This window comes from Enterobacter cloacae complex sp. 2022EL-00788 (genome assembly GCF_026627565.1).
GTDB classification, from domain to species: domain Bacteria; phylum Pseudomonadota; class Gammaproteobacteria; order Enterobacterales; family Enterobacteriaceae; genus Enterobacter; species Enterobacter pasteurii.
The window spans coordinates 377,714-402,336 of record NZ_JAPNMC010000001.1; the positions used below are offsets into that span (position 1 = coordinate 377,714).

Annotated in this window: 27 protein-coding genes and 2 pseudogenes; 19 read left to right on the forward strand and 10 right to left on the reverse strand. The window is 56.9% G+C overall.

The window, feature by feature from the left end:
- Window positions 1-165 precede the first annotated feature (165 nt).
- From OWK27_RS01750 to OWK27_RS01775, 7 genes are all read left to right on the forward strand, one after another.
- On the forward strand, window positions 166-648 hold the full coding sequence (locus OWK27_RS01750) for an Hcp family type VI secretion system effector (protein ID WP_267589682.1): 483 nt from the start codon (window positions 166-168) through the stop codon (window positions 646-648).
- Between the two features lie 11 nt (window positions 649-659).
- Window positions 660-1,109 carry an STM2901 family protein gene (locus OWK27_RS01755; RefSeq protein WP_045907534.1) on the forward strand — a complete coding sequence of 150 codons (450 nt, stop codon included), beginning with the start codon at window positions 660-662 and terminating at the stop codon, window positions 1,107-1,109.
- A complete protein-coding gene (locus tag OWK27_RS01760; RefSeq protein WP_420712925.1) occupies window positions 1,094-1,447 on the forward strand; it encodes a DUF1493 family protein in 354 nt (117 codons plus the stop codon). The genes OWK27_RS01755 and OWK27_RS01760 overlap by 16 nt, the downstream gene beginning before the upstream one ends.
- Window positions 1,448-1,548: 101 nt before the next feature.
- Window positions 1,549-3,036 (forward strand): carboxypeptidase M32, encoded by a 1,488-nt coding sequence (locus OWK27_RS01765; RefSeq protein WP_267589684.1) that lies wholly within the window; start codon window positions 1,549-1,551, stop codon window positions 3,034-3,036.
- A 148-nt stretch (window positions 3,037-3,184) separates the two neighbouring features.
- Window positions 3,185-3,490, forward strand: coding sequence for an acid resistance repetitive basic protein Asr (gene asr / locus OWK27_RS01770; RefSeq protein ID WP_148418789.1), 306 nt, complete (start codon window positions 3,185-3,187; stop codon window positions 3,488-3,490).
- A 91-nt stretch (window positions 3,491-3,581) separates the two neighbouring features.
- Window positions 3,582-3,665 (forward strand): hypothetical protein, encoded by an 84-nt coding sequence (locus OWK27_RS24325; protein ID WP_148419184.1) that lies wholly within the window; start codon window positions 3,582-3,584, stop codon window positions 3,663-3,665.
- A gap of 101 nt (window positions 3,666-3,766) precedes the next feature.
- Complete coding sequence (locus OWK27_RS01775; RefSeq protein ID WP_267589685.1) at window positions 3,767-4,582, forward strand: trypsin-like serine peptidase; 816 nt, start codon at window positions 3,767-3,769, stop codon at window positions 4,580-4,582.
- A gap of 5 nt (window positions 4,583-4,587) precedes the next feature.
- On the opposite strand, the gene mdtI is transcribed toward OWK27_RS01775, so the two are convergent.
- From mdtI to OWK27_RS24330, 3 genes and pseudogenes are all read right to left on the reverse strand, one after another.
- Window positions 4,588-4,917, reverse strand: a complete 330-nt coding sequence (gene mdtI, locus OWK27_RS01780; protein WP_176610469.1) for a multidrug/spermidine efflux SMR transporter subunit MdtI — start codon at window positions 4,915-4,917, stop codon at window positions 4,588-4,590.
- Window positions 4,904-5,266 carry a multidrug/spermidine efflux SMR transporter subunit MdtJ gene (mdtJ, locus tag OWK27_RS01785; protein ID WP_193356159.1) on the reverse strand — a complete coding sequence of 121 codons (363 nt, stop codon included), beginning with the start codon at window positions 5,264-5,266 and terminating at the stop codon, window positions 4,904-4,906. The genes mdtI and mdtJ overlap by 14 nt, the downstream gene beginning before the upstream one ends.
- Window positions 5,267-5,384: 118 nt before the next feature.
- Window positions 5,385-5,555: pseudogene (locus tag OWK27_RS24330) on the reverse strand (hypothetical protein).
- Window positions 5,556-5,686: 131 nt separating this feature from the next.
- Here OWK27_RS24330 and OWK27_RS01790 point away from each other — a divergent pair.
- Window positions 5,687-6,727 carry an AI-2E family transporter gene (locus tag OWK27_RS01790; protein ID WP_148418793.1) on the forward strand — a complete coding sequence of 347 codons (1,041 nt, stop codon included), beginning with the start codon at window positions 5,687-5,689 and terminating at the stop codon, window positions 6,725-6,727.
- Here OWK27_RS01790 and OWK27_RS01795 read toward each other — a convergent pair.
- Together OWK27_RS01795 and OWK27_RS01800 are read right to left on the reverse strand one after the other, a co-directional pair.
- Window positions 6,724-7,671 (reverse strand): zinc-dependent alcohol dehydrogenase family protein, encoded by a 948-nt coding sequence (locus OWK27_RS01795; protein WP_267589686.1) that lies wholly within the window; start codon window positions 7,669-7,671, stop codon window positions 6,724-6,726. The genes OWK27_RS01790 and OWK27_RS01795 overlap by 4 nt on opposite strands.
- Complete coding sequence (locus tag OWK27_RS01800) at window positions 7,664-8,698, reverse strand: LLM class flavin-dependent oxidoreductase (protein WP_148418797.1); 1,035 nt, start codon at window positions 8,696-8,698, stop codon at window positions 7,664-7,666. The genes OWK27_RS01795 and OWK27_RS01800 overlap by 8 nt, the downstream gene beginning before the upstream one ends.
- 206 nt (window positions 8,699-8,904) lie before the next feature.
- On the opposite strand from OWK27_RS01800, the gene yajD reads away from it, so the two are divergent.
- On the forward strand, window positions 8,905-9,252 hold the full coding sequence (gene yajD / locus OWK27_RS01805; RefSeq protein ID WP_014169845.1) for an HNH nuclease YajD: 348 nt from the start codon (window positions 8,905-8,907) through the stop codon (window positions 9,250-9,252).
- A 67-nt stretch (window positions 9,253-9,319) separates the two neighbouring features.
- Here the strand turns inward: yajD and OWK27_RS01810 are convergent, their stop codons facing one another.
- Window positions 9,320-9,766 carry a hypothetical protein gene (locus OWK27_RS01810; protein ID WP_267589687.1) on the reverse strand — a complete coding sequence of 149 codons (447 nt, stop codon included), beginning with the start codon at window positions 9,764-9,766 and terminating at the stop codon, window positions 9,320-9,322.
- 67 nt (window positions 9,767-9,833) lie between these two features.
- Between OWK27_RS01810 and OWK27_RS24335 the strand changes: the two are divergent.
- The 8 genes and pseudogenes from OWK27_RS24335 to pqqF form a co-directional block, all read left to right on the forward strand.
- Window positions 9,834-9,917 (forward strand): annotated as a pseudogene (locus tag OWK27_RS24335) (DUF4113 domain-containing protein); the annotation flags it as partial.
- A 102-nt stretch (window positions 9,918-10,019) separates the two neighbouring features.
- Window positions 10,020-11,039, forward strand: coding sequence for a dipeptidase (locus OWK27_RS01815; RefSeq protein WP_267589688.1), 1,020 nt, complete (start codon window positions 10,020-10,022; stop codon window positions 11,037-11,039).
- Between the two features lie 137 nt (window positions 11,040-11,176).
- On the forward strand, window positions 11,177-11,248 hold the full coding sequence (pqqA, locus tag OWK27_RS01820) for a pyrroloquinoline quinone precursor peptide PqqA (RefSeq protein ID WP_002905689.1): 72 nt from the start codon (window positions 11,177-11,179) through the stop codon (window positions 11,246-11,248).
- A gap of 55 nt (window positions 11,249-11,303) precedes the next feature.
- Window positions 11,304-12,221, forward strand: a complete 918-nt coding sequence (gene pqqB / locus OWK27_RS01825) for a pyrroloquinoline quinone biosynthesis protein PqqB (protein ID WP_148418801.1) — start codon at window positions 11,304-11,306, stop codon at window positions 12,219-12,221.
- A 2-nt stretch (window positions 12,222-12,223) separates the two neighbouring features.
- A complete protein-coding gene (pqqC, locus tag OWK27_RS01830) occupies window positions 12,224-12,979 on the forward strand; it encodes a pyrroloquinoline-quinone synthase PqqC (protein ID WP_242173041.1) in 756 nt (251 codons plus the stop codon).
- 2 nt (window positions 12,980-12,981) lie between these two features.
- Window positions 12,982-13,260: a pyrroloquinoline quinone biosynthesis peptide chaperone PqqD gene (gene pqqD, locus OWK27_RS01835; RefSeq protein WP_267589689.1), complete on the forward strand. Its 279-nt coding sequence runs from the start codon at window positions 12,982-12,984 to the stop codon at window positions 13,258-13,260.
- Window positions 13,247-14,389: a pyrroloquinoline quinone biosynthesis protein PqqE gene (gene pqqE / locus OWK27_RS01840; protein WP_267589690.1), complete on the forward strand. Its 1,143-nt coding sequence runs from the start codon at window positions 13,247-13,249 to the stop codon at window positions 14,387-14,389. The genes pqqD and pqqE overlap by 14 nt, the downstream gene beginning before the upstream one ends.
- 5 nt (window positions 14,390-14,394) lie before the next feature.
- Window positions 14,395-16,668 carry a pyrroloquinoline quinone biosynthesis protein PqqF gene (gene pqqF, locus OWK27_RS01845; RefSeq protein ID WP_267589691.1) on the forward strand — a complete coding sequence of 758 codons (2,274 nt, stop codon included), beginning with the start codon at window positions 14,395-14,397 and terminating at the stop codon, window positions 16,666-16,668.
- 84 nt (window positions 16,669-16,752) lie between these two features.
- Here the strand turns inward: pqqF and OWK27_RS01850 are convergent, their stop codons facing one another.
- The gene (locus tag OWK27_RS01850; RefSeq protein WP_267589692.1) at window positions 16,753-19,182 is read right to left on the reverse strand and encodes a membrane-bound PQQ-dependent dehydrogenase, glucose/quinate/shikimate family; all 2,430 of its coding nucleotides are present in this window, start codon (window positions 19,180-19,182) and stop codon (window positions 16,753-16,755) included.
- A 635-nt stretch (window positions 19,183-19,817) separates the two neighbouring features.
- Between OWK27_RS01850 and OWK27_RS01855 the strand changes: the two genes are divergently transcribed.
- The gene (locus tag OWK27_RS01855) at window positions 19,818-20,018 is read left to right on the forward strand and encodes a hypothetical protein (protein WP_148418813.1); all 201 of its coding nucleotides are present in this window, start codon (window positions 19,818-19,820) and stop codon (window positions 20,016-20,018) included.
- 40 nt (window positions 20,019-20,058) lie between these two features.
- Here the strand turns inward: OWK27_RS01855 and OWK27_RS01860 are convergent, their stop codons facing one another.
- Entirely contained in the window at window positions 20,059-20,925 is an 867-nt protein-coding gene (locus tag OWK27_RS01860; protein WP_267589693.1) for an aldo/keto reductase family oxidoreductase, read from the reverse strand.
- Window positions 20,926-21,069: 144 nt separating this feature from the next.
- On the opposite strand from OWK27_RS01860, the gene tcp reads away from it, so the two are divergent.
- Entirely contained in the window at window positions 21,070-22,731 is a 1,662-nt protein-coding gene (gene tcp / locus OWK27_RS01865; RefSeq protein WP_324291161.1) for a methyl-accepting chemotaxis citrate transducer, read from the forward strand.
- A 36-nt stretch (window positions 22,732-22,767) separates the two neighbouring features.
- Here the strand turns inward: tcp and smrA are convergent, their stop codons facing one another.
- Entirely contained in the window at window positions 22,768-23,331 is a 564-nt protein-coding gene (gene smrA / locus OWK27_RS01870) for a DNA endonuclease SmrA (RefSeq protein ID WP_176610480.1), read from the reverse strand.
- A gap of 348 nt (window positions 23,332-23,679) precedes the next feature.
- A complete protein-coding gene (locus OWK27_RS01875; RefSeq protein WP_267589694.1) occupies window positions 23,680-24,588 on the reverse strand; it encodes a LysR family transcriptional regulator in 909 nt (302 codons plus the stop codon).
- Window positions 24,589-24,623 lie beyond the last annotated feature (35 nt).

Sequence of the window (24,623 nt, forward strand, 5' to 3'; positions counted from 1 at the left end):
CGTTATCCCCGCATGAACGTAATTGTGCGGGGCTCATTTCTGACGTTAGTTATGCTTAATTAAAAATTAAGCATAATCAATTGCTTATTACTATTTCGTGTATTTATTATCCACACCGCTCTCTGTAAGCTCATCGACTCCGTTCTATGAAAAGAGGGGTTTTACATGGCTATTCCAGGCAACATGTGGTTGTACGATGACGGTGGCGCACTGATCAAAGGCGGTTGCGACGTGCAGCAGAGGGAGTACAGCATTGAATTTAAAGGTTTTCACCATAACCTTTCTACGCCGACCGATAATCTGACAGGTAAACCTACGGGTAAGCGCATCCACTCCCCGATGATGATTGTTAAGGAATTCGATTACTCCTCACCCTATCTCTATAAGGCAGTCGCCACTGGTCAGGCTCTGCAAAAAGCCGAACTCAAGTTCTACAAGATTAATGATGCAGGCCTGGAAGCGGAGTACTTCAATATTGTTCTGGAGGGGGTGCGGATTGTTTCGGTATCACCTGCCATGGCCGCGCCGGGCGACAACAATAACAACCACCTGGAAACGGTTGAATTGCGCTACGAGAAAATCACATGGAAGCATAACGATGGAAATATTATTTTCTCCGATGCATGGAATGAGCGGGCGTCAGCGTAACTGGGGTCGATATGGATACAATCGAAGAAGTTAACGGCACCTACTTTTACAGAGGCCATTCAAACGTCACTCCGGGCGAGTTACTTGAGATCATTTTTCTGGAGGAGTTCTGTATAGAGTTGGGGATAGATGCCGTTTCAGGTGCGGCTATTTTGGGCGGGCAACCGTGGTTAGGTACGCGAACGAAGCCAGGGAATGCCATTGAAGGAACAAGCGTCATTTCAAAGTATGCGCGAATGATTTTGAAGGATGTTAAAACCCCTTTCGGAATTCGAGTCAAAACACCGGTGGGTGTACGGATGAGAACAACAACAAGCCTTGCCGCTGTTATTGCCCGCTATTGTCCCTGGTTAGGTTGGGGGTCATTAGTTACCACCCTTTACAGAATTTCGACGCGCACTCAGGAGAAATATAACCTGATCGCACGACCTAAAGACCGTATACAGTGGACATCGTTCTAATGCTCACAGACGAAATTAGCTCTAAAGTCCTTGATATGTTCAACGATGAAATTTCACGCGAACTTGACGATAACTGGAACGAGATATTGCTTGAGCTCGATTCTGATTTATTCGGTTCACCAGGCGATGACCTTCACGACGCGTTAAACCGGTACGAGAAAGAATTTAACGTGGATTTATCTGGCGTGAACTGGTCTCGTTATTTTCCCTGGCAGAACACCCCATTATTAAAGCGCTGGTTTAAGCTAAAGCGGGAAGAGGTAGAAGCAACCCGCATTCCGTTAACCGTAAGCATGTTTGCTGAATCCGCAAAAGCAGGAAAATGGCTCTACGATTGAATTGACAGGGGCTTCACGCCCCTGACATCAAAAGTACACGGTTCCTCCCTAAATCGCGTTACACTCCCCTGAACACCTCCAACAGAACGAGAACAATAACTATGCAGAAAAACGTTTCTTATCAACAGCTCACCCGCACCTTCCAGCGCCTCTCACGCTTCTCTCACCTCACCTCCATCGCCAGCTGGGACATGTTCACCATGATGCCGCCAGGCGGCAGCGCCGCGCGGGGTGAAGCGCTGGCGGAGATGAGCGTCCTGCAACATCAGATCCTGACCGATAAAAAAGTGGGCGAATGGCTGGCCGCGGCGGCAGAAGAAGATCTGAACGACGTTGAGCAGGCCAACCTGCGTGAAATGACGCGTCACTACCAGCAGGCGACGCTGCTGCCGGAATCGCTGGTGGAGGCCAAATCGCTGGCAGGCAGCAGGTGCGAGCACGCCTGGCGCACCCAGCGTCCGGCCAACGACTGGCAGGGCTTTTCTGCCAACCTGAAGGAGGTGGTGAAACTCAGTCGTGAAGAAGCCCGCCTGCGTGCCGATGCCAAAGGCTGCACGCCTTACGACGCGCTGCTGGATATTTTTGAGCCGGACATGACCAGCGCCCGCCTGGACGTGCTGTTTGGCGACATGAAGTCGTGGCTGCCGGATCTGCTGGCAAAGGTGGTGGAAAAGCAGGCCCAGCATTCGTTCGTTCCGCCACAGGGCCCCTTCCCGACCGCAACCCAGCGCGAGCTGGGTCTGGAAGCGATGAAAATTCTTGGCTTCGATTTTAACGGCGGTCGTCTGGACGTCAGCGCCCATCCGTTCTGCGGCGGCGTGCCGGAGGACGTGCGAATCACCACGCGTTACGATGAAGATGAGCTGCTCAGCGCGCTTTTCGGGGTGATCCACGAAACGGGACATGCCCGCTACGAGCAAAACCTTCCCCGGGCATGGGCCGGTCAGCCCGTTGCGCTGGCGCGCTCTACGGCGATACACGAATCCCAGAGCCTGTTTTTCGAGATGCAGCTTGGCCGCAGCGACGCGTTCCTGAAGCATTTGCTTCCGGCGGTGCATGCCCGCTTCGGCAGCCAGGCGGCATTCAGCGAAGAGAACTTCATTGCCTGGAACCAGCGCGTGAAGCCGGGATACATTCGCGTTGACGCGGATGAAGTAAGCTATCCGGCGCATGTGGTGCTGCGCTACGAGATTGAACGCGCGCTGATCAACGGCGAAATTGAGGTCGATGATATCCCCGCCCTGTGGGATGAAAAAATGCAGGCCTGGCTTGGGCTGTCCACCAAAGACAACTACCGCAACGGCTGCATGCAGGATATCCACTGGACCGACGGCGGTTTCGGCTACTTCCCGTCCTATACGCTGGGGGCAATGTATGCGGCACAGCTGTTCCATGCCGCTAAAACCGCGCTGCCAGGGTTGCAGGACTCCATTGCCGGCGGCGATTTCACGGCGCTCTTTGAGTGGCTGCGTCAGAACATCTGGCAGCACGGCAGCCGCTTCAGCACCTCGCAGTTAATTACCCAGGCGACGGGCGAAGATCTGAACAGTCGATACTTCCGCGAACATCTGACTTCCCGCTACCTGTAATCGACCGCGCCGGGGTTAAACCCCGGCGTGTACATACGGTTACACGCCGATACCAATCACTCACGGAAACCCCGAATTTACAGGGATATAGTTATTTCAACGGCCCCGCAGTGGGGTTAAATGAAAAACCAAATTCGAGGGTATGAAAATGAAAAAAGTATTAGCTCTGGTTGTTGCCGCTGCTATGGGTCTGTCCTCTGCTGCATTCGCGGCGGAAACTACCGCCACCGCAGCGCCTGCGGCAGCCACCGCCGCTCCGGCCAAAGCGGTTCACCATAAAAAACACCACAAAGCAGCAAAACCTGCGGCAGAACAGAAGGCTCAGGCGGCGAAAAAGCACCACAAAAAGGCAACTAAACCTGCGGTAGAGCAGAAAGCCCAGGCCGCTAAAAAGCATCACAAGAAAGCGGCAAAACACGAAGCGGCTAAACCTGCTGCACAGCCGGCAGCGTAAGGTACAGGCTTAACCGTGCCCTTCTGGGCACGCTGGCAAACCGGCGCTGAACGGGAAACAGGTCAGCGCCGTTTTTTTATCCGGAGGGCGTATGTTGCGGCGCTATCGGTTTGAGTTCATTCTTATCCTGCTAATTTTATGCGCGCTCGTTGCCAGCCGTTTTTATCTTTCCTGAATGTAGCACGCTGATTTTACTCCCACTTTCCCGCTGTCCCGTCTATAGTATTTTCATAGGGTTCACTTTTAATAATCATAATTACCCCACCAGAGTGTGATATGCGTAAATCTGTTGTGCTGTTACTGGGAACGTTTAGCCTCTTTGCGGGCTTTTCACATGCGGATGATGGCGACGCCATTAGCGCTAAAGAGGTTAAGACGCTGTTTTTTGGTCATGACGACCGCACGCGTGTCACCGATCCTACCGACTCCCCCTGGGATGCCATCGGGCAGCTGGAAACCGCCAGCGGCAATTTATGTACAGCAACGCTCATTACGCCACACCTGGCGCTGACGGCGGGACACTGCCTGTTAATGCCGCCCGAGGGCAAGCCGGACAAGGCGATCGCCCTGCGCTTTGTGTCGCAAAAAGGGATATGGCGGTATGAAATTCACGGTATCGAGGGCCGGGTGGATGCGTCGCTCGGTAAACGGTTAAAAGCGGACGGTGACGGCTGGATTGTGCCGCCGGGCGCGGCATCCTGGGATTTCGGCCTCATTGCCTTACGCTATCCGCCGTCCGGGATCGCCCCGCTGCCGCTTTTTGATGGCGACAAAGCCGCACTTACCGACGCCCTGAAGGCCGCCGATCGAAAAGTGACGCAGGCAGGCTATCCTGTCGATCACCTCGATTCGCTGTACACCCATACGGACTGCGTGGTAACGGGCTGGGCGCAAAGCAGCGTGCTGTCGCATCAGTGCGATACGCTGCCGGGTGACAGCGGATCGCCGCTGATGCTAAAAACCGACAAGGGCTGGCAGCTGATTGGCGTTCAAAGCTCGGCGCCGGCAGCGAAAGATCGCTGGCGGGCCGATAACCGGGCGCTGTCAGTGACCGGATTCCGCGACAGGCTGGAGGCGCTGGCGCAGCAGTAGATTGCTCAGGCGAGCTTAATCATGATCATGCCTGCGAGCAGCAGTACCAGCCCTATCCAGCCTTTATTGTTTAAACGCTGGCCAAACATAATCCAGCCTGCTGCCAGGGTGGCGGCGATACCAAAGCCGCCCCACAGCGCATAGGCGACGGAAAGATCGATGCCTTTTACCGCCTGTGACAGGGCGCTGAACGCCCCCAGCACCGCGGCAATCGATAACAGGCCGTAGGCTTTACGACGGAAACCGTCAGAAAACTTCAGAAAGACGTTAGCCATTATTTCCAGAACGATCGCGAACCCCAGCCAGGCCGCGTGGATCCATTCAAACTGCTGCATGGGTCTGCTCCTTCTGCTGTTTAGCCGGCTTGCGGGTACCCGATTTAATCAGCACGATACCTGCTACAAGGGTCGTTAGACCGGCAATTTTCATCGTCGTCAGGGTTTCGTCAAATAACAGCACGCTGAACAGCGTAATCAGCAAAATACCGATACCTTCCCACAATGCGTAGGCCACGCCGAGCGCGATTTTTTTTACCGCGAAAGAGAGGAAAATATAGGAAAGCGTAATCATCACCAGCATCAAAATAAAACCGGTGCTGCCGTCACTGACGCTCGCCCATTTCATCGACAAGGTGCCGGTAATTTCAGCGACGATAGCCAGAGCTAATAAAATCCAGTAAAACATGTTTTTCTCCTGCTTGAGAATATAATCCATCGAGGCTCGCTGCGGGCAGCAAACCAAAAAAATAGGGAATTAAATCAGATAGCTAAGCGCATAGCGCCAGCTCAGGCAGAAGACGTGACTATAGCGCGGAACGCCAGTGTTGCTCACCGGAAAGAAGGCAGAGGGAGGTAGAAAACAGAGCAGAGTTGTTTGAAAAATACGTCCTGAACAAATTGTCCATAAAATTACAATTATCCGCGGTCTTGCTTCTCGTCTTTGCGGATGAAAATTGTCCTCAGTAGTTGAACACGCCTGATTTGTATCATAAGCCAGGAAATTACTCAAAGTCTTTTCACTTCTTTACCCACTCCGTTTGATTTTGGTTAGTTTATTGCAACCGCTTTACCCTCTATTATTAATAAAAACTTTTTGGGAACGTTCATGGCTAAACCCATTATTACCCTCAACGGGCTAAAGATCGTCATCATGCTGGGCATGCTGACGATCGTTTTAACCGGGGTCCGCTTCGCGGCCGATATCATCGTGCCCTTTATCCTGGCGCTGTTTATCGCGGTGATCCTCAACCCGCTGGTGCAGCGGATGGTGCGGCTGCGCATTCCTCGCGTGCTGGCGATAAGCCTGCTTATCAGCATAATTATCGTCGCGATGGTTTTGCTGGTGGCCTATCTGGGAACGTCCCTGAACGAGCTGGCGCGAACGTTGCCGAAGTATCGCTCCTCGCTGGCGATCCCGCTGCTGCAAATTGAGCCCTGGCTGCAGCGGGCAGGCATCGAAGTTTCGGTTGAGGAGCTGCTTAAGTACATCGATCCGAATGCCGCCATGACGATTGTGACCAGCCTGCTGGCGCAGCTGTCTAACGCGATGACCTCCATTTTCCTGCTGTTCCTGACGGTAGTATTTATGCTGCTGGAAGTCCCGCAGCTGCCCGCAAAGCTTCAGCACCTTATGGTTCGTCCGGTGGAGGGAATGGGCGCCATTCAGCGCGCGCTCGACAGCGTCTCACGCTATCTGGTGCTGAAAACGGCCATCAGCCTGGTGACGGGGATCGTGGTCTGGGGGATGCTCGTCGCGCTGGACGTGCGTTTTGCCTTCGTCTGGGGGCTGCTGGCCTTTGCGCTTAACTACATCCCCAACATCGGCTCCGTGCTGGCGGCGATCCCCCCTATCCTTCAGACTCTGGTTTTTAGCGGATTATACGACGCGCTGATCCTGCTGGCGGGCTATCTGGTGATTAACCTCGTCTTCGGGAACATTCTTGAGCCACGAATGATGGGACGCGGGCTGGGGCTTTCCACCCTCGTTGTTTTCCTGTCCCTGATATTCTGGGGCTGGCTGCTCGGGCCTGTCGGCATGCTGCTCTCCGTTCCGCTGACCATTATCGTCAAAATTGGCCTTGAGCAGACGGCTGGTGGGCAAAGTATCGCGGTTCTGCTGAGCGATATGAGCCACAGGGCCGATTAATCCTCCATCGACAGCACGGGCTTGCCCGCTCTTCCCGCTTCGCGATAGTAACCCAGTGCCCTCTGCCATTCCGGCAGAGGGTAAAGGGCGAGATCGCTGCACCGGCTGGCGCGCAGTTCAGGCCAGATACGCTGAAACTCCGCCTGCCACGCCTCTGCGCTGAGGCTGTCCAGATAGTTGCGGATATGAAACCAGGCCACGCGCGGCAACGCCCGCTGCTGCCGGAAGGTCTGCCCGGAGAGCAGCCCGTAGCAGACAAACGTCCCCCTTTCAGGCATCACGCTCAGAATCGTCTCCGCCAGGCTACCGCCCGTGGCGTCGTACACCACGTCCGCCCGTGAGGCCGCGGCGTTGACCGCCTCCCGGTCGTGCTGTGCAATCGGGACGATCCCCATATCAGCCAGGCGCCCGGCGTGCACCGCTGAACGATGGATGCCGTAAATGGCTTCTGCCCCCGCCCGGCGCGCCCACTGGCCAAGAAGGATAGCGCAGTCCGATCCGGCGGCGGTGAGCAGCACCGTTTTCCCGCTCGCAGGATAGCGGTCCAGCATCATCTGCGCGGCAAGCGGGTTGATATAGGCGCGCGCGGCAAGCCGCGAGTCGACGTCGTCCGGAACGGGAACGGCATATTCTGCCGGGCAGTCGACGTAGCGCTGCCAGGTTCCCTGCCCGCGCAGCGGCAGCACCCGCTTACCGAGCAGCGCCGCGTAAGCCGCGGGCGCTTCAGCCACTACGCCGACGCCTTCATAACCGGCGACCGCAGGCAGCGGCGTGCGGTGGCGATACGCTCCGGTAACGGGGATGAGATCGGAGGCGTTGACCGGAGCAAAAAGCATGCGCACCCGGAGGTCTCCCGGCTTTAGCGTACAGAGCGCGGCGGATTCTGCCTGGAGTACCGATTCAGGCTCGCCAAAACGGCGATACCAGAGAGACAGGTTATGCATTGCCGTCCCGCCAGCCCATTTCGGGAGCGACGTGCTTCAGGATGGACTCAATAACGTGCGCGTTGTACTCCACGCCGAGCTGATTTGGCACGGTGAGCAATAGCGTATCCGCTTCCGCGATCGCTTCATCCTGCTTCAGCTGTTCAATCAGCCTGTCTGGCTCCGCGGCGTAGCTGCGGCCAAAGATTGCCCGCGTTTTTTCATCCAGATAGCCCACGCTGTCGCTCTCATTGCGGCCTGAACCGAAATACATCCGGTCGCGATCGTCCATCAGAGCAAAAATGCTGCGGCTGACCGAAACGCGTGGCTGTCGCGCGTGCCCCGCATCAGCCCAGGCCTGCCGGTAGGCGCGGATCTGTTTTGCCTGCTGGATGTGGAACGGCTCGCCGGTTTCATCGTCTTTCAGCGTTGAGCTTTGCAGATTCATTCCCAGCTTTGCCGCCCATACTGCTGTTGCATTTGAGCCCGCGCCCCACCAGATACGTTCACGCAGGCCGTCCGAGTGCGGCTCGAGTCGCAGCAGCCCCGGCGGATTCGGAAACATCGGCTGTGGATTCGGTTTCGCAAACCCCTCACCGCGCAGTACGTCAAGCAGTACCTCCGTGTGGCGGCGCGCCATATCGGATTCGTTTTCACCTTCCTGCGGCACATAGCCAAAATGCCGCCAGCCGTCAATCACCTGCTCCGGGGAGCCGCGGCTGATGCCAAGCTGTAGCCGTCCGCCAGAGATCAGATCGGCCGCACCGGCATCCTCCGCCATATACAGCGGATTCTCATAGCGCATGTCGATCACGCCCGTACCGATTTCGATACGCCTGGTTTTAGCGCCTATCGCAGCCAGCAGCGGGAACGGGGAGCCGAGCTGGCGGGCAAAGTGATGCACCCTGAAATACGCCCCGTCCGCCCCCAGCTCCTCGGCAGCAACCGCCAGGTCGATAGACTGCAGCAGCGCGTCTGCCGCGCTTCGCGTGGCGGACTGGGAGGACGGTGTCCAGTGGCCAAACGACAAAAATCCGATCTTTTTCATAATGACGTATCCTGATGAAGCATTGCGTAATCCCTACTCTACGCATTCACGGATGAGAATAAATGGTGATTATTTAACGGAATAGTTCAAATAAACTGACTAAAAACGCCGTTTGTATCCATCCGTCCATGCGAGGATGGCATTCTCCCGTCATAACATAATGCGATATAGTGTGACGTATTCTCATGTTAACAGGTACTTCAGCAATGGCTCTTATCCCCAAAAACTACGCACGGCTGGAAAGCGGCTACCGTGAAAAAGCGCTAAAAATCTACCCATGGGTTTGCGGACGCTGCTCGCGCGAGTTTGTTTATTCGAATCTTCGTGAACTTACGGTTCACCATATCGACCACGATCACACCAACAACCCGGAAGACGGCAGTAACTGGGAGCTGCTGTGTCTGTTTTGCCACGATCACGAACACTCGAAGTACACCGAGGCGGACCAGTATGGCACCACCGTTGTCGCGGGTGAGGATGCGCAAAAAGACATGGGCGTCGCCACGTTTAACCCCTTCGCCGATTTAAAAGCGATGATGAACAAGAAGAAATAATATCGACGGCTTCACTGCCCATACCTGCCGTATGGGCAGTCAGAAAAAGAAAGGTGATGTATTCCAGTCACAGGTTGAACAAGGAGACGGCCTTAATATCGGCTTCAGGATTCACGCGTTTTACAGTCTCTAAAAAAGCAGCGAAGTTTTGATTAAACACCGTCAGATTATTATAAAACTGCACCTGTTTTTCACCGGCTCCCTCAAGATAGCTCACAGACCAGAGCCGCCTGTTATTTACCACTATCGAGCCCGGCTTAATTTTTACGATAGCCGTAAGCTCAATTTTACGGGCATCACCCTTTATAACCTCGTATAAATACTGCTCATCATAAAAGTAGGTTTTACCTGACGATCCGCCAAACCAGAAAGGATGGGTAGAGATTTTTTTCAATCCCCGACTGTCGGCAACGATACGCTTTGGATGCCGAATACGCCTGACGAAAAAGCGCATCAGCATAATCAGTGCCGCAAAAGACAGCACCACGAAAAGTAAGTTAATGCTCTCCCGCATATTTCGTTACCTGCCACGCATAATGCTAAGTGGCGCAGTATAGCGTAGACCTCTAGCTCAGGGAACGAATGCGCTGCAATGGCGCATGGAATCGGAAATGCTTTCGCCCCGGCACGCAACACGATGTGCCGATCTCCCTACTGTTAAGTGATATTAATAATTGCTGCCAGGTTGTAAATTTCTCCTTGCCGGACGGGACAAATAGGTTATCGTGCCGGGCAACTTTCTTAGCAATAACACAGTGGGATGCGCTATGGCGATTTTTGATGGTCACAACGACCTGTTGCTTAATCTTTGGCTTCACCATCGCCACGATCCGGTTACGGCCTTCTTTTCGGGCATCGGGAACGGACATCTCGATTATCCGCGCATGCAGCAGGGCGGATTTTCCGGCGGGCTGTTTGCCCTCTTCGTGCCGCCGCAGGCGTATATTGCCCGCATGGCACCGCAGCACGCCGACGAGCCGTGGCAGCCGGTCGACATTCTCTGGCAGCAGCTGGCGATCCTTAAGCAGATCGTCGCGCAATCTGCTGGCCGCGCGCGACTGTGCCTGAGCGCGGCTGATATTGAACGCTGCCGTCAGGACAAGGTGCTGGCGATGGTGGCGCATATTGAGGGCGCGGGCGGTTTCGACAGTGACGGGGACGACCTGCATGCTTTTTATGCCGCCGGCGTGCGCAGCATTGGTCCATTCTGGAATATTGCTAACCGCTTTGGCACCGGCGTAAACGGCGCCTTTCCCGGCAGCCCGGACAGTGGTCCTGGACTCACCCCGGAAGGTATCGCCTTCATCAGGCAGGCTAACGCCCTGAACATGCTGATTGACGTCTCGCATATGAATGAAAAGGCGTTCTGGGATACCGCCAGCCATTCCTCGGCACCGCTGGTCGCCACCCACTCCAACGCCCACACGCTGTGCCCGCAGCCGCGTAATTTAACCGATCGGCAGCTGCTGGCTATCCGCAACAGCGGCGGCGTGGTGGGCGTAAACTTCGGCAATGCCTTTCTGCGCGCCGACGGTAAACGCGATAGCGACACCCCGCTGAGCGCTATTATCCGCCATATCGACTATCTTATTAACATCATGGGTGACGATTGCGTCGCGCTGGGATCGGACTTTGACGGCATTACGCTGCCTGATGAGTTAGGCGACGTGAGTGGTTTACCGCGGCTAATCAGCGCGTTGCGCGATAGCGGCTATGATCAATTAATGCTGGATAAGCTGCTGTGGGCCAACTGGCAAAAGGTATTAAAAAATGTTTGGCAACAATAGGTTGTATTGTAAACATTAAGTTAATTCCTTACATTTTGCGGGTTGAGCTTTACCCCTCTGTAGCGCATTATTTGATGGCTATCACAAAACCGGCACAAACGATGGTGTTAGTGCCGTATTTTATAGAGGAAAAAACGATGTGGAAGAAACCTGCTTTTATTGATTTACGTCTTGGCCTGGAAGTGACGCTGTACATTTCCAACCGCTAATCGCTCTGCCCGCCATCCGTGCGGGCATTTTCGTTTGACTACCTGGTCCATCTCCATGTTTATTAAAGTCCTCGGCTCCGCCGCCGGCGGCGGTTTCCCCCAGTGGAACTGTAACTGCGCCAACTGTCAGGGTTTACGCAACGGCACCATCCAGGCTACCCCCCGCACCCAGTCGTCCATCATCGTCAGCGATAACGGCAAAGAGTGGGTGCTGTGTAACGCCTCCCCCGATATCGCCCAGCAGATCGCGCATACGCCGGAACTGAATAAGAAAGACGTTCTGCGCGGGACGCATATCGGCGGCATTATCCTTACCGATAGCCAGATTGACCACACCACCGGGCTGCTCAGCCTGCGCGAGGGATGCCCGCATCACGTATGGTGTACGCCGGAGGTGCATGAGGATCTCTCCAGCGGTTTCCCGATTTTTACCATGCTTAAGCACTGGAACGGCGGCCTGATTCATCATCCCATTGCCCCGCTCAGCCCGTTTAGCGTGGAAGCCTGTCCGGACCTGGAGTTTACCGCTGTCCCCATTGCCAGTAACGCGCCGCCCTATTCCCCGTGGCGCGACCGCCCGCTGCCGGGCCATAACGTGGCGCTGTTTATCAAAAACCGCCGTAACGGCCAGACGCTGTTCTACGCCCCGGGACTCGGCGAGCCCGACGATGCCATCCTGCCGTGGCTTAACAAAGCGGACTGTCTGCTGATTGACGGTACCGTCTGGCAGGACGATGAGCTACAGGCCGCCGGCGTCGGGCGCAATACCGGTCGCGACATGGGCCACCTGGCGCTCGGGGATGAACACGGCATGATGGCGCTGCTGGCCTCCCTGCCGGCCAGGCGCAAAATTCTGATTCACATTAATAACACCAACCCGATCCTTAACGAGCAATCGCCGCAGCGTCACGCCCTCGCAGAGCAGGGAATAGAGGTGAGCTGGGACGGGATGAACATTACGCTTCAGGACTAACTATGCACATTCGCGAAACGCTGTCGCCGCAAGAGTTTGAACACGCCCTGCGGGCGAAAGGCGCCTACTATCATATCCACCATCCGTACCATATCGCGATGCACAACGGCGAGGCCAGCCGCGAGCAGATCCAGGGCTGGGTGGCGAACCGCTTTTACTACCAGACCACCATTCCGCTGAAAGACGCGGCAATCATGGCAAACTGCCCCGATCCGCACACGCGTCGCAAGTGGGTGCAGCGGATCCTCGACCATGACGGCAGCAACGGCCATGACGGCGGTATCGAAGCCTGGCTTCAGCTGGGCGAAGCCGTAGGGCTTAGCCGCGACGACTTAATCAGCGAACGCCACGTGCTGCCCGGCGTCCGTTTCGCCGTTGACGCTTACGTTAACTTCGCCCGCCGCGCCTGCTGGCAGGAGGCGGCCTGCAGCTCGCTGACCGAGCTGTTTGCCCCGCAAATTCACCAGTCGCGTCTCGACAGCTGGCCGCAACACTATCCGTGGATCAAAGAGGAAGGCTATTTTTATTTCCGCAGCCGCCTCAGCCAGGCCCGCCGCGACGTTGAGCATGGCCTGGAACTGGCGAAAACCTACTGCGATAGCGCAGAAAAGCAGAATCGGATGCTGGAGATCCTGCAGTTCAAGCTCGATATCCTGTGGACGATGCTCGACGCGATGACCATGGCCTACGCGTTGCAGCGCCCTCCCTATCACACGGTCACCGACAAAGCGGCCTGGCACACAACCCGACTGGTATAAGCATGAAAAAGAACGCAATCGTCGCCTTTCGTCGTGGCTATCGCCTGCAGTGGGAAGCCGCTCAGGACAGCCATGTGATTCTCTATCCGGAAGGGATGGCTAAACTTAATGAAACCGCGGCCGCGATCCTCGAACTGGTTGACGGCCAGCGCGATGCGGCTGCGATTATTGCCCTACTCAACGAGCGGTTCCCGGAAGCCGGCGGCGTCGATGACGACGTCGTTGAATTCCTGCAAATTGCTTATCAACAGAAGTGGATAATTTTCCGTGAGCCAGAATAAAACCGCCGTCAATCCACCGCTGTGGCTGCTGGCGGAGCTGACCTACCGCTGCCCGCTACAGTGCCCCTACTGCTCTAACCCGCTGGATTTTGCCCGGCAGGATCGGGAGCTCACCACCGAACAGTGGATCGACGTTTTCCGCCAGGCGCGGGCAATGGGCAGCGTGCAGATGGGCTTCTCCGGCGGCGAACCGCTCACGCGTAAAGACCTGCCTGAGCTGATTCGCGCCGCCCGCGATCTGGGTTTTTATACCAACCTGATTACCTCGGGAATTGGCCTGACGGAAAGCAAGCTTGACGCGTTCAGCGAGGCCGGTCTCGATCATATCCAGATAAGCTTCCAGGCCAGCGATGAGGTGCTCAACGCCGCGCTGGCGGGGAATAAAAAAGCCTTTCAGCAGAAGCTGGCGATGGCCAAAGCGGTTAAGGCGCGCGATTACCCGATGGTGCTCAACTTCGTCCTCCACCGGCATAACATCGATCAGATCGATAAAATCATCGAGCTGTGCATCGAACTGGACGCCGACGACGTTGAGCTTGCGACCTGCCAGTTCTACGGCTGGGCGTTCCTTAATCGCCAGGGTCTACTGCCGACGCGAGAACAGATTGCCCGCGCTGAACGTGTGGTTGCCGAATACCGACAGAAAATGGCTGCCGCGGGCAATCTGACCAACCTGCTGTTCGTCACGCCCGATTATTATGAGGAACGGCCGAAAGGCTGCATGGGCGGCTGGGGCTCGGTTTTCCTCAGCGTCACCCCGGAAGGGACGGCGCTGCCCTGCCACAGCGCGCGCCAGCTGCCGGTGGAGTTCCCCTCGGTGCTTGAGCAGAGCCTGGAATCCATCTGGTATGACTCCTTCGGCTTCAACCGCTATCGCGGCTTTGACTGGATGCCGGAGCCGTGTCGTTCCTGCGATGAAAAGGTGAAGGACTTCGGCGGCTGCCGCTGCCAGGCCTTTATGCTTACCGGCAGCGCGGACAACGCCGATCCGGTGTGCAGCAAATCGCCGCATCACCATAAAATCCTCGAGGCGCGGCGCGAAGCGGCCTGTAGCGACATGAAAATCGGCCAGCTACAGTTCCGCAACCGTACCCGCTCCGAGCTCATCTACAAAACCCGGGAACTCTGAGGCCCATGGATACCCGCATCGTCGAGCTGGCAGGCGGCATCCGGGCGACGCTGGTTCATCAGCCGCAGGCGACGCGCGCGGCCGCGCTGGCGCGAGTGAGCGCCGGAAGCCATCACGAGCCGCAGCGCTTCGCCGGGCTGGCGCATTTACTTGAGCACCTGCTGTTCCGCGGCGGCCAGGGCTATCAGGACGACGAGCGGCTAATGGCATGGGTCCAGCGCCAGGGCGGCAGCGTTAATGCCACCACGCTGGCACGCCACTGCGCCTTTTTCTTCGACGTTGCCGCCGATAGCCTGTCCGACGGCGTGGCGCGGCTGCGCGATATGCTGCAGTCGCCGCTGCTTTCTCTGCATGACGTTCAGCGTGAAGTCGCGGTCATTGATGCGGAAAACCGGCTCATCCAGCAACACGATGGCGCAAGGCGCGAAGCCGCGGCGCGCCACGCGATGGATGCACCGGCGGCGTTTCGCCGCTTTCAGGTGGGCAGCCAGGACTCCCTGGGCCATGACGCAAAGGCGCTTCAGGCCGCCCTGCGCGACTTTCACCGCCGTTACTATGTGGCCGGGCGGCTGCAGCTGTGGCTACAGGGGCCGCAGGCGCTGGATGATTTAGCCGGACTTGCCCATACCTTTGCGGCAGGTTTTGCTTCAGGTGAAGGGCCTGAAGCCGCGCCGCCGCTGCGCCTCAGCGCGCCAGCGGAGTATGAGCTGGCGGTGGCGGAGCGCCCCGCCCTGTGGCGCTGCCCGGCGATCCGGTTAAATGACAACGTTGCTCTTTTTAGGGAATTTTTACTCGACGACGCCCCCGGCAGCCTGATAGCCGGACTACGGGCGCGCGGGCTGGCCGAAGACGTAGGGTTAGACTGGCTTTATCAGGATGACGAGTGCGGCTGGCTGGCGATTACGCTTGGCGGTGAGCAGCATGAAGCCATAAACGAGCAGGTGACGCACTGGCTGCGGGCGCTACAGCAAACGACGGCGGAGCAGCAGCGGCACTACTACCGGCTGGCGCAGCAGCGTTTTAGCGCCCTGTCGGCGCTGGAGCAGCTGCGCCAGCGGGCGTTTGGCTTTGCGCCCGGCGCGTCGCCCGCCGGTTTTTCCGCCTTCTGTGCCGATCTGCTGGCGGCGCCAGCCTCTTATCTGGCCTGCAAAAAAATGGACGTCGATGAAGGTATCGTCAGCCAGGGTTTTGCCCTGTCGCTTCGCCGCTGGCGGCGTCAGCGGGCTTCGGATAAGCCCATCGCGTTTACGTTCTACCCGCAGAAAGCGTCAGGCTCGGCGCCACCGCTGCCCGCCGAAGCCGTTCCGCTGCTGCATGTGTCCCCGCAGACGCAGCCGCCAGCGCTTGTCCTGCGCAGGCCTTTTTATTCTCGCGTTGGCTGGTCTGAAGGGGTGGCGATCGGCAGTCAGTTACGCCCTCTCCTTGCCGGGCTACGCCATGTCGGCGGCAGCGGCGAGTGGCAAACGGTCGACGGCAGCTGGCAGCTTACCCTGCGGCTGCCTGACGCCCTCGCGGTGGCGGAACGCATCATCAGAAAAATAGCAGAGTGCCTCTCGCGTCCCGCACCGGCTATTGCGCCAGCGGCGGAAGGCATTGCGATCCGTCAGCTCCTTCAGCAGCTGCCTGAACGCCTGGCCCCGGCTTCGCCACCGGAAGGCTGGCTGGCGGCGTTAGCCGGCGGCAGCGCCGGGGACGCGCGCCGGGCAGGCCGGCTGCTTGCCCTGCTTGACGCGCCGGTAAACGCTGACGGCACGCCGCCTGGCGGTTTTCTGCGCGGGATCGAACGAATCCCGCACGCCAGCGCGGATTCGGCGCTGCTGGTGTTTATCCCCCTGCCGCCGGGCGCGTCGCTCGCCGCGCTGCGGCTGCTGGCGCTGTGGTGCGAGCCGCAGTTTTTCCAGCGCCTGCGCGTGGAGGAGCAGATTGGCTACGTGGTCAGCTGTCGCTATCAGCGCGTTGCCGACCGGGACGGCCTGCTGCTGGCGTTACAGTCGCCTGACCGCTCGCCCCTGAATCTGCTGGGCTGCTGTAAACGTTTTTTGCGTGAGCTGACGCAGTGTGATGAGGCGACGTTCGGCGCATTGCGCCAGAAGCTGGCGGCGGATATCCGTTCCCCGGAGGATGCCAGCGCCACGGCACTGGCTGCCCTGCGCCAGCGCTATGGTTTACCGGCACTGACCCCGCAGGCCATTGACGCTCTGCAACACGACGAGGCGATCGCGCTGGGCCGCGAGATGGCCCGCCGTCGCCGCAGCTGGCGGGTGCTTTTCACTGGCTGACCTGAACCGTTCCCTTCTTCATCTTTATGGTGCTTACGCCAAAAAAAAGCCCCGTACTAAGACGGGGCCTGGCTGCTTTCGCGGTTAGTTATCCAGCGCGTAGGCAATCACGTAGTCTCCACGATCCGGCGACTGGCGCGCGCCGCCGGCGGAAATCAGGATGTACTGTTTGCCGGTTTTCGGTGAAACATAGCTGATAGGTCCGCCCTGGCTACCCACAGGGAGGCGCGCTTTCCACACTTCTTCACCCGTAAACGAATCGAACGCGCGCAGGTAGTAATCCTGGGTTCCGGCAATGAACACCAGACCGCCCTGCGTGGCCAGCGTACCGCCCAGCGTCGGCATACCGACAGGCATCGGCATACGCATTTTAATCCCAAACGGCCCGGTATCCTGGACGGTACCGACCGGCACCTGCCAGACGATTTTCTGCGTTTTCAGATCGATGGCGGACAGGGAGCCAAACGGTGGTTTCTGGCACGGAATGCCCAGCGGTGACATGAAACGGTTTTTGTTGACCGAGTACGGCGTCCCCTTCATAGGAACGGCGCCCATCCCGGCGTTCACGGCTTCACCGCCCGTGTTGGCCACCGCGCTTTGCGGATCCTGCTTAATCAGCTGAACCCACAGGCCCAGGCGCATGTCGTTGACGAAGATATACTGGTTGTTCGGATCCGTGGACAGACTGCCCCAGTTCATTCCACCCAGCGAGCCCGGGAAGCTAAGAGAAACATCGGTTCCCGGCATCGTGTACAGGCCGTCATAACGCATTGATTTGAAGCTGATACGACAGGCCAGCTGGTCGAACGGCGTAGCCCCCCACATATCCGATTCCTTCAGGGTCTCCGCGCCAATCTGCGGCATACCCACGGAGCGCGGCTGCGTTGCTGGATACTGTTCGCGCGGAATATCGGCCGGTTTTACCGGAACCTCTTTCACTTCCGTAAGCGGCTTACCCGTCAGGCGATCGAGGACGTAAATTTGCCCCGCTTTGGTGCCCACCACCACCGCCGGCTTGTTGCCCTCTTTGGTCGGGAAATCAACCAGGCTCGGCTGCATCGGAATATCGAAATCCCAGAGGTCGTTATGCACGGTCTGGTATACCCACTTCTCTTTCCCGGTAGTCGCATCCAGCGCCAGGATTGAGGTGGCGTATTTGTGATCTTCCGGAATACGGTCAGCGCCCCACAGGTCGACGGAGGAACTTCCCATCGGAATAAACACGGTATTCATCGACGCATCCCAGGACATAGGGGCCCAGGAGTTGGCGGAGCTACGTTTGTAGTGTTCGCCCGGCTTCAGAACGTAGTTCGGATCCGGATTACGCGGATCGAACGCCCAGCGCAGCTGGCCCGTGATCACGTCATAACCGCGTACCACCCCGCCCGGCATATCGGTGCTAACGTTATCCGCAACGCGCCCGCCAACCACAATAGTGGTCCCGGCCAGGGTTGGGGCCGACGTTAATACATAGGTTGGATCTGACGCGTCGCCCATCCCTTCATGCAGGTTGACGCTGCCGTTAGTGCCGAAATCAGGGCAGAACTTCCCGTTGTCGGCGTCTAAGGCCATCAGCTTACCGTCAATGGTATTCATCAGGATGCGACGCTGGCACGCTGCGCCCGGCGCGACCTGCGCCGGAAGAACCGGCGTGGAGCCAGCCACGGTCGGCTGCGCCAGCGGTTTAGTGGCATCAAAGTACGCCAGGCCACGGCAGCGCATCCAGATTGCAGACTTAGCGTTGATTTCCGCTTTCCAGATCTCTTTGCCGCTATCGGCATCCACGGCAATCACGTTGTTATGCGGCGTACACAGGAAGACGCGGTCGCCTACCTGCAGCGGCGTCTGCTGATCTTCTGCGCCATTGCCGTCCGGGCTTTCCGGAACGTCGCCGGTGTGGTACGTCCAGACCGGCTTCAGGTTTTTCACGTTGTCGCGGGATATCTGGTCCAGCGCGACAAAGCGGCTGCCGCCGGCAGTGTTGCCGTAGTGATCCCAGTTTTGCTGTTTCGCATCTTCTTTGACCGGCACCAGCGGGCGTTTTTCGCCGCTGAAGGCCACGGTCGGATGGGGTTGAAACATCTGAACAAAAGTGACGCCCATGGCGATGATAATAACCGCGCAGACTCCCCACGCCCCTTTTGCACAGGAAGATTTACCTTCACGTTTACGCAAGGCAGGCCAGGTTGCTGCAGCCAGCAGCATCAGCCCGGCGGGCAACATTAAGCGGGAAACCAGCGGCCAGAAGTCTGTGCCAGCATCGAAAAATGCCCAGATCAGGGTGCCAAGAAACACCAGGGCGAACAGCAGCACGGCGGAGGACTTCCGGCGGAAAAACTGAATTGCCGAGAGCAGGATGAAAATACCGGCAATGAGAAAGTACCAGCTGCCCCCAAGGGTAACGAGCTTAAAGCCGCCGACGGCAAAAAACAGCCCCGTCACAAGAAGTATCACACCGACCAGCAGGCACCACAGCCCCAGCCAGCCGGATGTGCGGGGATTATTGTCTGACATAAAAATGAATCTCCTGATTTCTTTATAAAACAAGGCTAAATTGACAGCTACGATGCTTTAGCCCTGCACAACACAAATTGTTCGTATGCGAAGCATAAATTAAAAATAGCGCGCAGACAAAATGTATTACGTCGAAAGAAAAGAAAACCAGCGAAATAGCAGGGGCTTATCGGGGTGAAATAATTGAATATCGCTAAATAACTCCCCTGCTCTGGAATATTTGACCGGCCAACAGTTGCTTATTCGAAGAATATCAGGGATCCACGGCGGAGCGGGCATCATCACATCAGATTTTTACACCCTGGCGCTCAGCCAGCAGATTTAATTCGATAATACCCTTACCCCGGCACGGGAATAGAGATGAAATAAGTTTCAGTAAGAAATTATTAATCATTTTATAGAATGCAGCGCGCTGCAAATTCGCTCATTATCAAAACGGAAAATATTATTTTATGCATAAAAGCGAATTCACGGCGTCGACAACAGAAACACTATCTGAACACTTACTTAAGACTTAATACGTAAAAACCATAAAAACAACATCACTGCACGCTCACTATACGTTGACTTTCAAACAAGACTAGCGCATATTTTACAGCACAAATTAACAAGACAATTTCTGGAGAACGTTTTCTATGCCAGCCCGTGATTATCCCGATAAGCGCGTAGCTCGCGGTTTAGCAAAGGAGGCAGAGCTGAGGATGTTAAGCGCCCGTATCGATCCGGCGCTGATGGAGTACATCCGCATTACGGCGTATGAAACACGTAAAAGTAAGCAGGAGATCGTGGCGGAAGCGTTAGCGCTTCACCGTCAGAAAAGCCAGATGGGCTCATAAAAAAGCCCGGAAGGATGCCGGGCTTTCGTTGATGCCGGGACTAATCCACCAGCGAATTTAACGTCTCCAGCGCCTCAGGCGGAAGCACCAGTTCCGCTGCCGCCAGGTTTTGCCGCAGATGCGCCAGCGACGAGGTACCCGGGATCAGCAGGATATTTGGCGAGCGTTGCAGCAGCCACGCCAGCGCCACCTGCATCGGCGTTGCATCGAGTGAATCCGCCACCGCCTGTAGCCCGGAAGACTGCAGCGGGGTAAAGCCTCCCAATGGGAAGAACGGCACCCATGCAATCCCCTGCTGCGCCAGCGAATCGACTAACGCGTCGTCGCCGCGATGCACAACGTTGTACATGTTTTGTACGCACACCACGTTAACCATCTTTTGCGCTTCGGCAACCTGCGAAGCGGTGACGTTGCTCAACCCGATATGACGAACCAGCCCCTGCTGCTGCAGCTCCGCGAGGGTGCTCAGCGGCGCGGCGATCGATCCCTCCGCCGGCCCGTGGGCGCTGAACATGATCCGCAGGTTAACCACGTCCAGCACGTCCAGCTTCAGGTTTCGCAGGTTGTCATGCACCGCCTTCGTCAGCTCCTGGGCGGAAAACGCCGGTAGCCAGGAGGCGTCATCCCCGCGCCGGGCTCCAATCTTGGTCACGATAGTGAGGTCATCCCGATACGGGTGAAGCGCCTCGCAGATGAGCTGGTTGGTCACATGTGGACCGTAAAAGTCGCTGGTATCAATGTGATTTACCCCCGACTCCACCGCCTCACGCAGCACCGCCAGCGCCGCCTGTTTGTCTTTTGGCGGACCAAATACGCCAGGCCCGGCAAGCTGCATTGCGCCATAGCCAAATCGTTTAACCGTACGCGTTCCGAGCGTGAACGTTCCGCTTTTATCAATGCTGCTCATGCTGACCTTCCTCGTGAAAATGATCCGGATTTACAACAGGTTCCGCAACGAAACCATTAGTTAAGCAATAGTAAAATTAAAGTTTAAATTCGCTACGACGATAGTATTGATGTAACCCTGCACCTTCTCTTACGGACGACCGCTATGCTGAAAAATCTGCACGTGATTACCGGTATTATCTTTGCACTCACCATATTCTGTCTGATGCAAGTTGTCACGGGAGGGTTGTTCTACTCTGCCGTGAATAACGATCGACATAACTTCCAGAACTCCGGGGTGCTCAATGCCCAACAGGAGAGCCTGAGCGACAGCGTAAACACGCTGGTAAAAACGCGCGTCACCGTTACCCGGGTGGCGATCCGCTACCTGAAAAACCAGCGCGATCCCGCGTCCCTTGCGGCAATTAATACCCTGCTCGGCACCGCGAACGCCTCGCTGACCAGGGCCGAAACCTATTATAAAAACTGGCAGGACATACCGCAGGTTAACGGTCAGAATGCCGCGCTCACCGCAGAGATGCAGAAAGCGTGGAATCACATGCACGAGGTGATGCGCCTGTCGATTGAGTATCTGCGCGCCGATAACTATCAGGCCTATGGCGACCTGGATGCCCAGCAGGCGCAGGACGATATGGAAGCGGTGTACGCCCGCTGGCGCGCCGAAAACAACGTCCTGCTGAAAGCCGCCGCTGAAGAGAACCAGAGCAGCTTCACCCAGATGCAGTGGACGCTGGCGACGATCTTCCTGACCGTCATCGCCGTGCTGGTGGTGATCTGGCAGGGTTTGCAGCACCTGCTGGTAAAACCGCTTAAGACCATCATGAACCATATTCGCACCATCGCGAGCGGCGATCTGACGCAAAACGTCGATATTTCCGGACGCAACGAAATGGGCCAGCTGGCCGCCGGTCTGCACGAGATGCAGCGGTCGCTGGCGCGCACCGTCAGCGCCGTGCGCGGCAGCACGGACTCCATCTACACGGGCGCGGGCGAAATAGCCGCCGGGAGTAACGACCTGTCTGCACGAACCGAACAGCAGGCCGCCTCGCTGGAGGAGACCGCCGCCAGCATGGAAGAGCTGACAGCCACGGTCAGGCAGAACTCCGACAACGCCCGTCAGGCCACGCTGCTGGCGAAGAACGCCTCCGAAACGGCCGCGCGCGGCGGCCAGGTGGTGGATAACGTGGTGCGCACCATGAACGATATTGCCGACAGCTCGCGGCAAATCGCGCATATTACCGGCGTGATCGACAGCATTGCCTTCCAGACCAACATTCTGGCGCTCAACGCGGCGGTTGAGGCCGCTCGTGCGGGAGAACAGGGTCGCGGCTTTGCGGTCGTGGCAGGCGAAGTGCGCACGCTGGCCAGCCGCAGCGCGCAGGCGGCAAAAGAGATCAAGGGGCTTATCGAGAACTCCGTCAGCCGGGTAAATACGGGCTCTGAACAGGTGAGCGAGGCGGGTGCAACCATGCAGGAGATCGTCGCCGCCGTAACCCGCGTCACCGATATTATGGGTGAAATCTCGTCGGCGTCTGACGAGCAGAGCCGGGGTATTGAGCAGGTCAGCCTGGCGGTCTCGCAGATGGACAGCGTAACGCAGCAAAACGCCGCGCTGGTACAGGAGTCGGCAACCGCGGCAGCGGCGCTGGAGGATCAGTCTGAACAGCTGCGCCAGGCGGTGGCGGCATTCAGGCTGAACGACCAGGAAGCCACTGCATCTCGTCCTAAAAACGTAAAAACGCCCGTACTGCTGCGCCCGTCAACGGCAGGGGCGAACGCGTCAGACGCTAACTGGGAAACCTTCTGAGTCACGGGCGGGCGGGCATATCGCTCGCCTGCCCGGTCAGCGGCTGCGCTTGGCGTGGCGCTCCCAGTTCTCCCGCTTCGCGTCATCTGACTTACGCAGCGAGACGTAGCATGCTCCACTGCCGCCGTGGTGCGGCTGCGCTTCGCAAAATGCCTGCACCTCGTCAAACTCGGTCAGCCAGCGCGCAAGATAGCTGCGCACCACGTTCGGGTGAGACTTCTGCTCTCGCCCTTTACCATGCACGACGATCAGATTGCGTAAACCGTCGCGTCCGGCCTGGCGAATAAAGGAATACACCATCTGGCGGCACTGCTCCACAGGCTGGCGCAGCAGCGTTAAGCTGGCCTGACGGGAATATTTGCCGGAACGCAATTTTTCAAAGACTCCCTGCTGTACCCCTTCACGCTGGAACATCAGCGGTTCTTCAAGCGGCAGCAGTTCCAGAAATCCCAGCGTCAGAAAATTGTCGAGCTGCTCAGTATCGATCTCCTGACGCGCCCGCGCGTTGCGGCTCTGCTGCCAGTGAATATCCGCGCAGCGTTTGAGCGGCTGGACATCCTCCATGGCGTCAAGAAAAAGTGATTTGTCGTCAGGGTTCATGGAAATCCTCCGGCTGCATCTGAGCCTGTACTATACCTGCGCCCGATACGGGTCTCAACAACCCCGGGTAAGGGCAAATATTTACCCGATGAATATATATAAATATAACCCGAAAGATATTTAATCGAAAATTAACGTAAATTTTAGCCTTAATAAATAAAATAATTTACGTTAAAAATTCGTGAAATCAGTCACTCAACGCCCTTCTCTTTTAAAGAAAACCTGTTATAACTAATTAAACCTGCCAAAGGAATAATACATGTAGGATCCCCGAAAGGATGCACGACCGTGTGTACTGTAGGGTCTGTCTGATGTCGGGCAGACTCTATTTTTTTATTGTCGACATTTTCAGCAAATAATATTTCTGGCTTCCCTTCTGAATAGCGTTATTAACGATTCGGCAAGCGGGGTCTGGCGCGAATCTCGTCGCTGAATTAAATAATATGCCGCTTTGGGAAGGGATTCGGCAACCGGCAGCATCACCAGACGGTGCGCCAGCAGCGGGTCACAGCCCAGCTCCTGCGGCAAAATGCTGATAAAGTCACTTTGCGCCACCAGGCTAATACAGGAAGAAAAGGTCTCACAGACTACGCCAATTCGCGGTATTTGCGCGCGGTGGGTAAAGGTATCCTGCAGCTGCTTATAATAACTTCCGCGAGGGGTTGGCATTGTCCAGCTATATTGCAGAAGTTCATTAATGGAGGTTGCTCCCGTCGCCGGATGCCCTTCCCGACAAAAAACGGCAAACGGTTTTTCAAACAGCTTTTCAAACGTAAATTCGTGATCGTACGGCCCCTGATAATAGGTGTTGATGGTAAAATCCAGCTCGCCCTGGCGTAACTCATTTATCATCGATACCAGCTGGCCTTCCATAATTCGCACGTTGACCTGAGGATGCCGCGCGTGAAAGCGCGTAATCACTCTCGGCATCAGGCTGCGTGAGATGCTTGCCCCCATGCCTATGCTGATCTGCCCCGCGAGCTCGCCCTGACGCTGGCGGATGTCATCCTGCGCGGCGCGCAGCTCTTCCAGAATCAAATTTGCGCGGTGGTAAAACCCTTCCCCGCACTCGGTCAGGGCGACGCCTTTGCTCCGGCGCACAAACAGCTGTGCCGCCATCCCCTCCTCCAGCTCTTTGATGGATTTGGTCAGCGCGGGCTGCGAGAGGTTAAGCGTCCTGCTGGCGCCGCGAATGCTGCCCTGGCGCGCCACTTCAACAAACGCCCTGATTTGATGAAATTTAATCTGAAATGACATATCGCGACCGATAACCGTTGTTTATCAGAGTAAAG

Bases quoted from the DNA above. Each gene is read 5' to 3' on its own strand.
- OWK27_RS01750 (WP_267589682.1), top strand. From the start codon at position 166: ATGGCTATTCCAGGCAACATGTGGTTGTACGATGACGGTGGCGCACTG.
- OWK27_RS01755 (WP_045907534.1), top strand. From the start codon at position 660: ATGGATACAATCGAAGAAGTTAACGGCACCTACTTTTACAGAGGCCAT.
- OWK27_RS01765 (WP_267589684.1), top strand. From the start codon at position 1,549: ATGCAGAAAAACGTTTCTTATCAACAGCTCACCCGCACCTTCCAGCGC.
- asr (WP_148418789.1), top strand. From the start codon at position 3,185: ATGAAAAAAGTATTAGCTCTGGTTGTTGCCGCTGCTATGGGTCTGTCC.
- OWK27_RS24325 (WP_148419184.1), top strand. From the start codon at position 3,582: ATGTTGCGGCGCTATCGGTTTGAGTTCATTCTTATCCTGCTAATTTTA.
- OWK27_RS01775 (WP_267589685.1), top strand. From the start codon at position 3,767: ATGCGTAAATCTGTTGTGCTGTTACTGGGAACGTTTAGCCTCTTTGCG.
- mdtI (WP_176610469.1), bottom strand. From the start codon at position 4,917: ATGCAGCAGTTTGAATGGATCCACGCGGCCTGGCTGGGGTTCGCGATC.
- mdtJ (WP_193356159.1), bottom strand. From the start codon at position 5,266: ATGTTTTACTGGATTTTATTAGCTCTGGCTATCGTCGCTGAAATTACC.
- OWK27_RS01790 (WP_148418793.1), top strand. From the start codon at position 5,687: ATGGCTAAACCCATTATTACCCTCAACGGGCTAAAGATCGTCATCATG.
- OWK27_RS01795 (WP_267589686.1), bottom strand. From the start codon at position 7,671: ATGCATAACCTGTCTCTCTGGTATCGCCGTTTTGGCGAGCCTGAATCG.
- OWK27_RS01800 (WP_148418797.1), bottom strand. From the start codon at position 8,698: ATGAAAAAGATCGGATTTTTGTCGTTTGGCCACTGGACACCGTCCTCC.
- yajD (WP_014169845.1), top strand. From the start codon at position 8,905: ATGGCTCTTATCCCCAAAAACTACGCACGGCTGGAAAGCGGCTACCGT.
- OWK27_RS01810 (WP_267589687.1), bottom strand. From the start codon at position 9,766: ATGCGGGAGAGCATTAACTTACTTTTCGTGGTGCTGTCTTTTGCGGCA.
- OWK27_RS01815 (WP_267589688.1), top strand. From the start codon at position 10,020: ATGGCGATTTTTGATGGTCACAACGACCTGTTGCTTAATCTTTGGCTT.
- pqqB (WP_148418801.1), top strand. From the start codon at position 11,304: ATGTTTATTAAAGTCCTCGGCTCCGCCGCCGGCGGCGGTTTCCCCCAG.
- pqqC (WP_242173041.1), top strand. From the start codon at position 12,224: ATGCACATTCGCGAAACGCTGTCGCCGCAAGAGTTTGAACACGCCCTG.
- pqqD (WP_267589689.1), top strand. From the start codon at position 12,982: ATGAAAAAGAACGCAATCGTCGCCTTTCGTCGTGGCTATCGCCTGCAG.
- pqqF (WP_267589691.1), top strand. From the start codon at position 14,395: ATGGATACCCGCATCGTCGAGCTGGCAGGCGGCATCCGGGCGACGCTG.
- OWK27_RS01850 (WP_267589692.1), bottom strand. From the start codon at position 19,182: ATGTCAGACAATAATCCCCGCACATCCGGCTGGCTGGGGCTGTGGTGC.
- OWK27_RS01855 (WP_148418813.1), top strand. From the start codon at position 19,818: ATGCCAGCCCGTGATTATCCCGATAAGCGCGTAGCTCGCGGTTTAGCA.
- OWK27_RS01860 (WP_267589693.1), bottom strand. From the start codon at position 20,925: ATGAGCAGCATTGATAAAAGCGGAACGTTCACGCTCGGAACGCGTACG.
- tcp (WP_324291161.1), top strand. From the start codon at position 21,070: ATGCTGAAAAATCTGCACGTGATTACCGGTATTATCTTTGCACTCACC.
- smrA (WP_176610480.1), bottom strand. From the start codon at position 23,331: ATGAACCCTGACGACAAATCACTTTTTCTTGACGCCATGGAGGATGTC.
- OWK27_RS01875 (WP_267589694.1), bottom strand. From the start codon at position 24,588: ATGTCATTTCAGATTAAATTTCATCAAATCAGGGCGTTTGTTGAAGTG.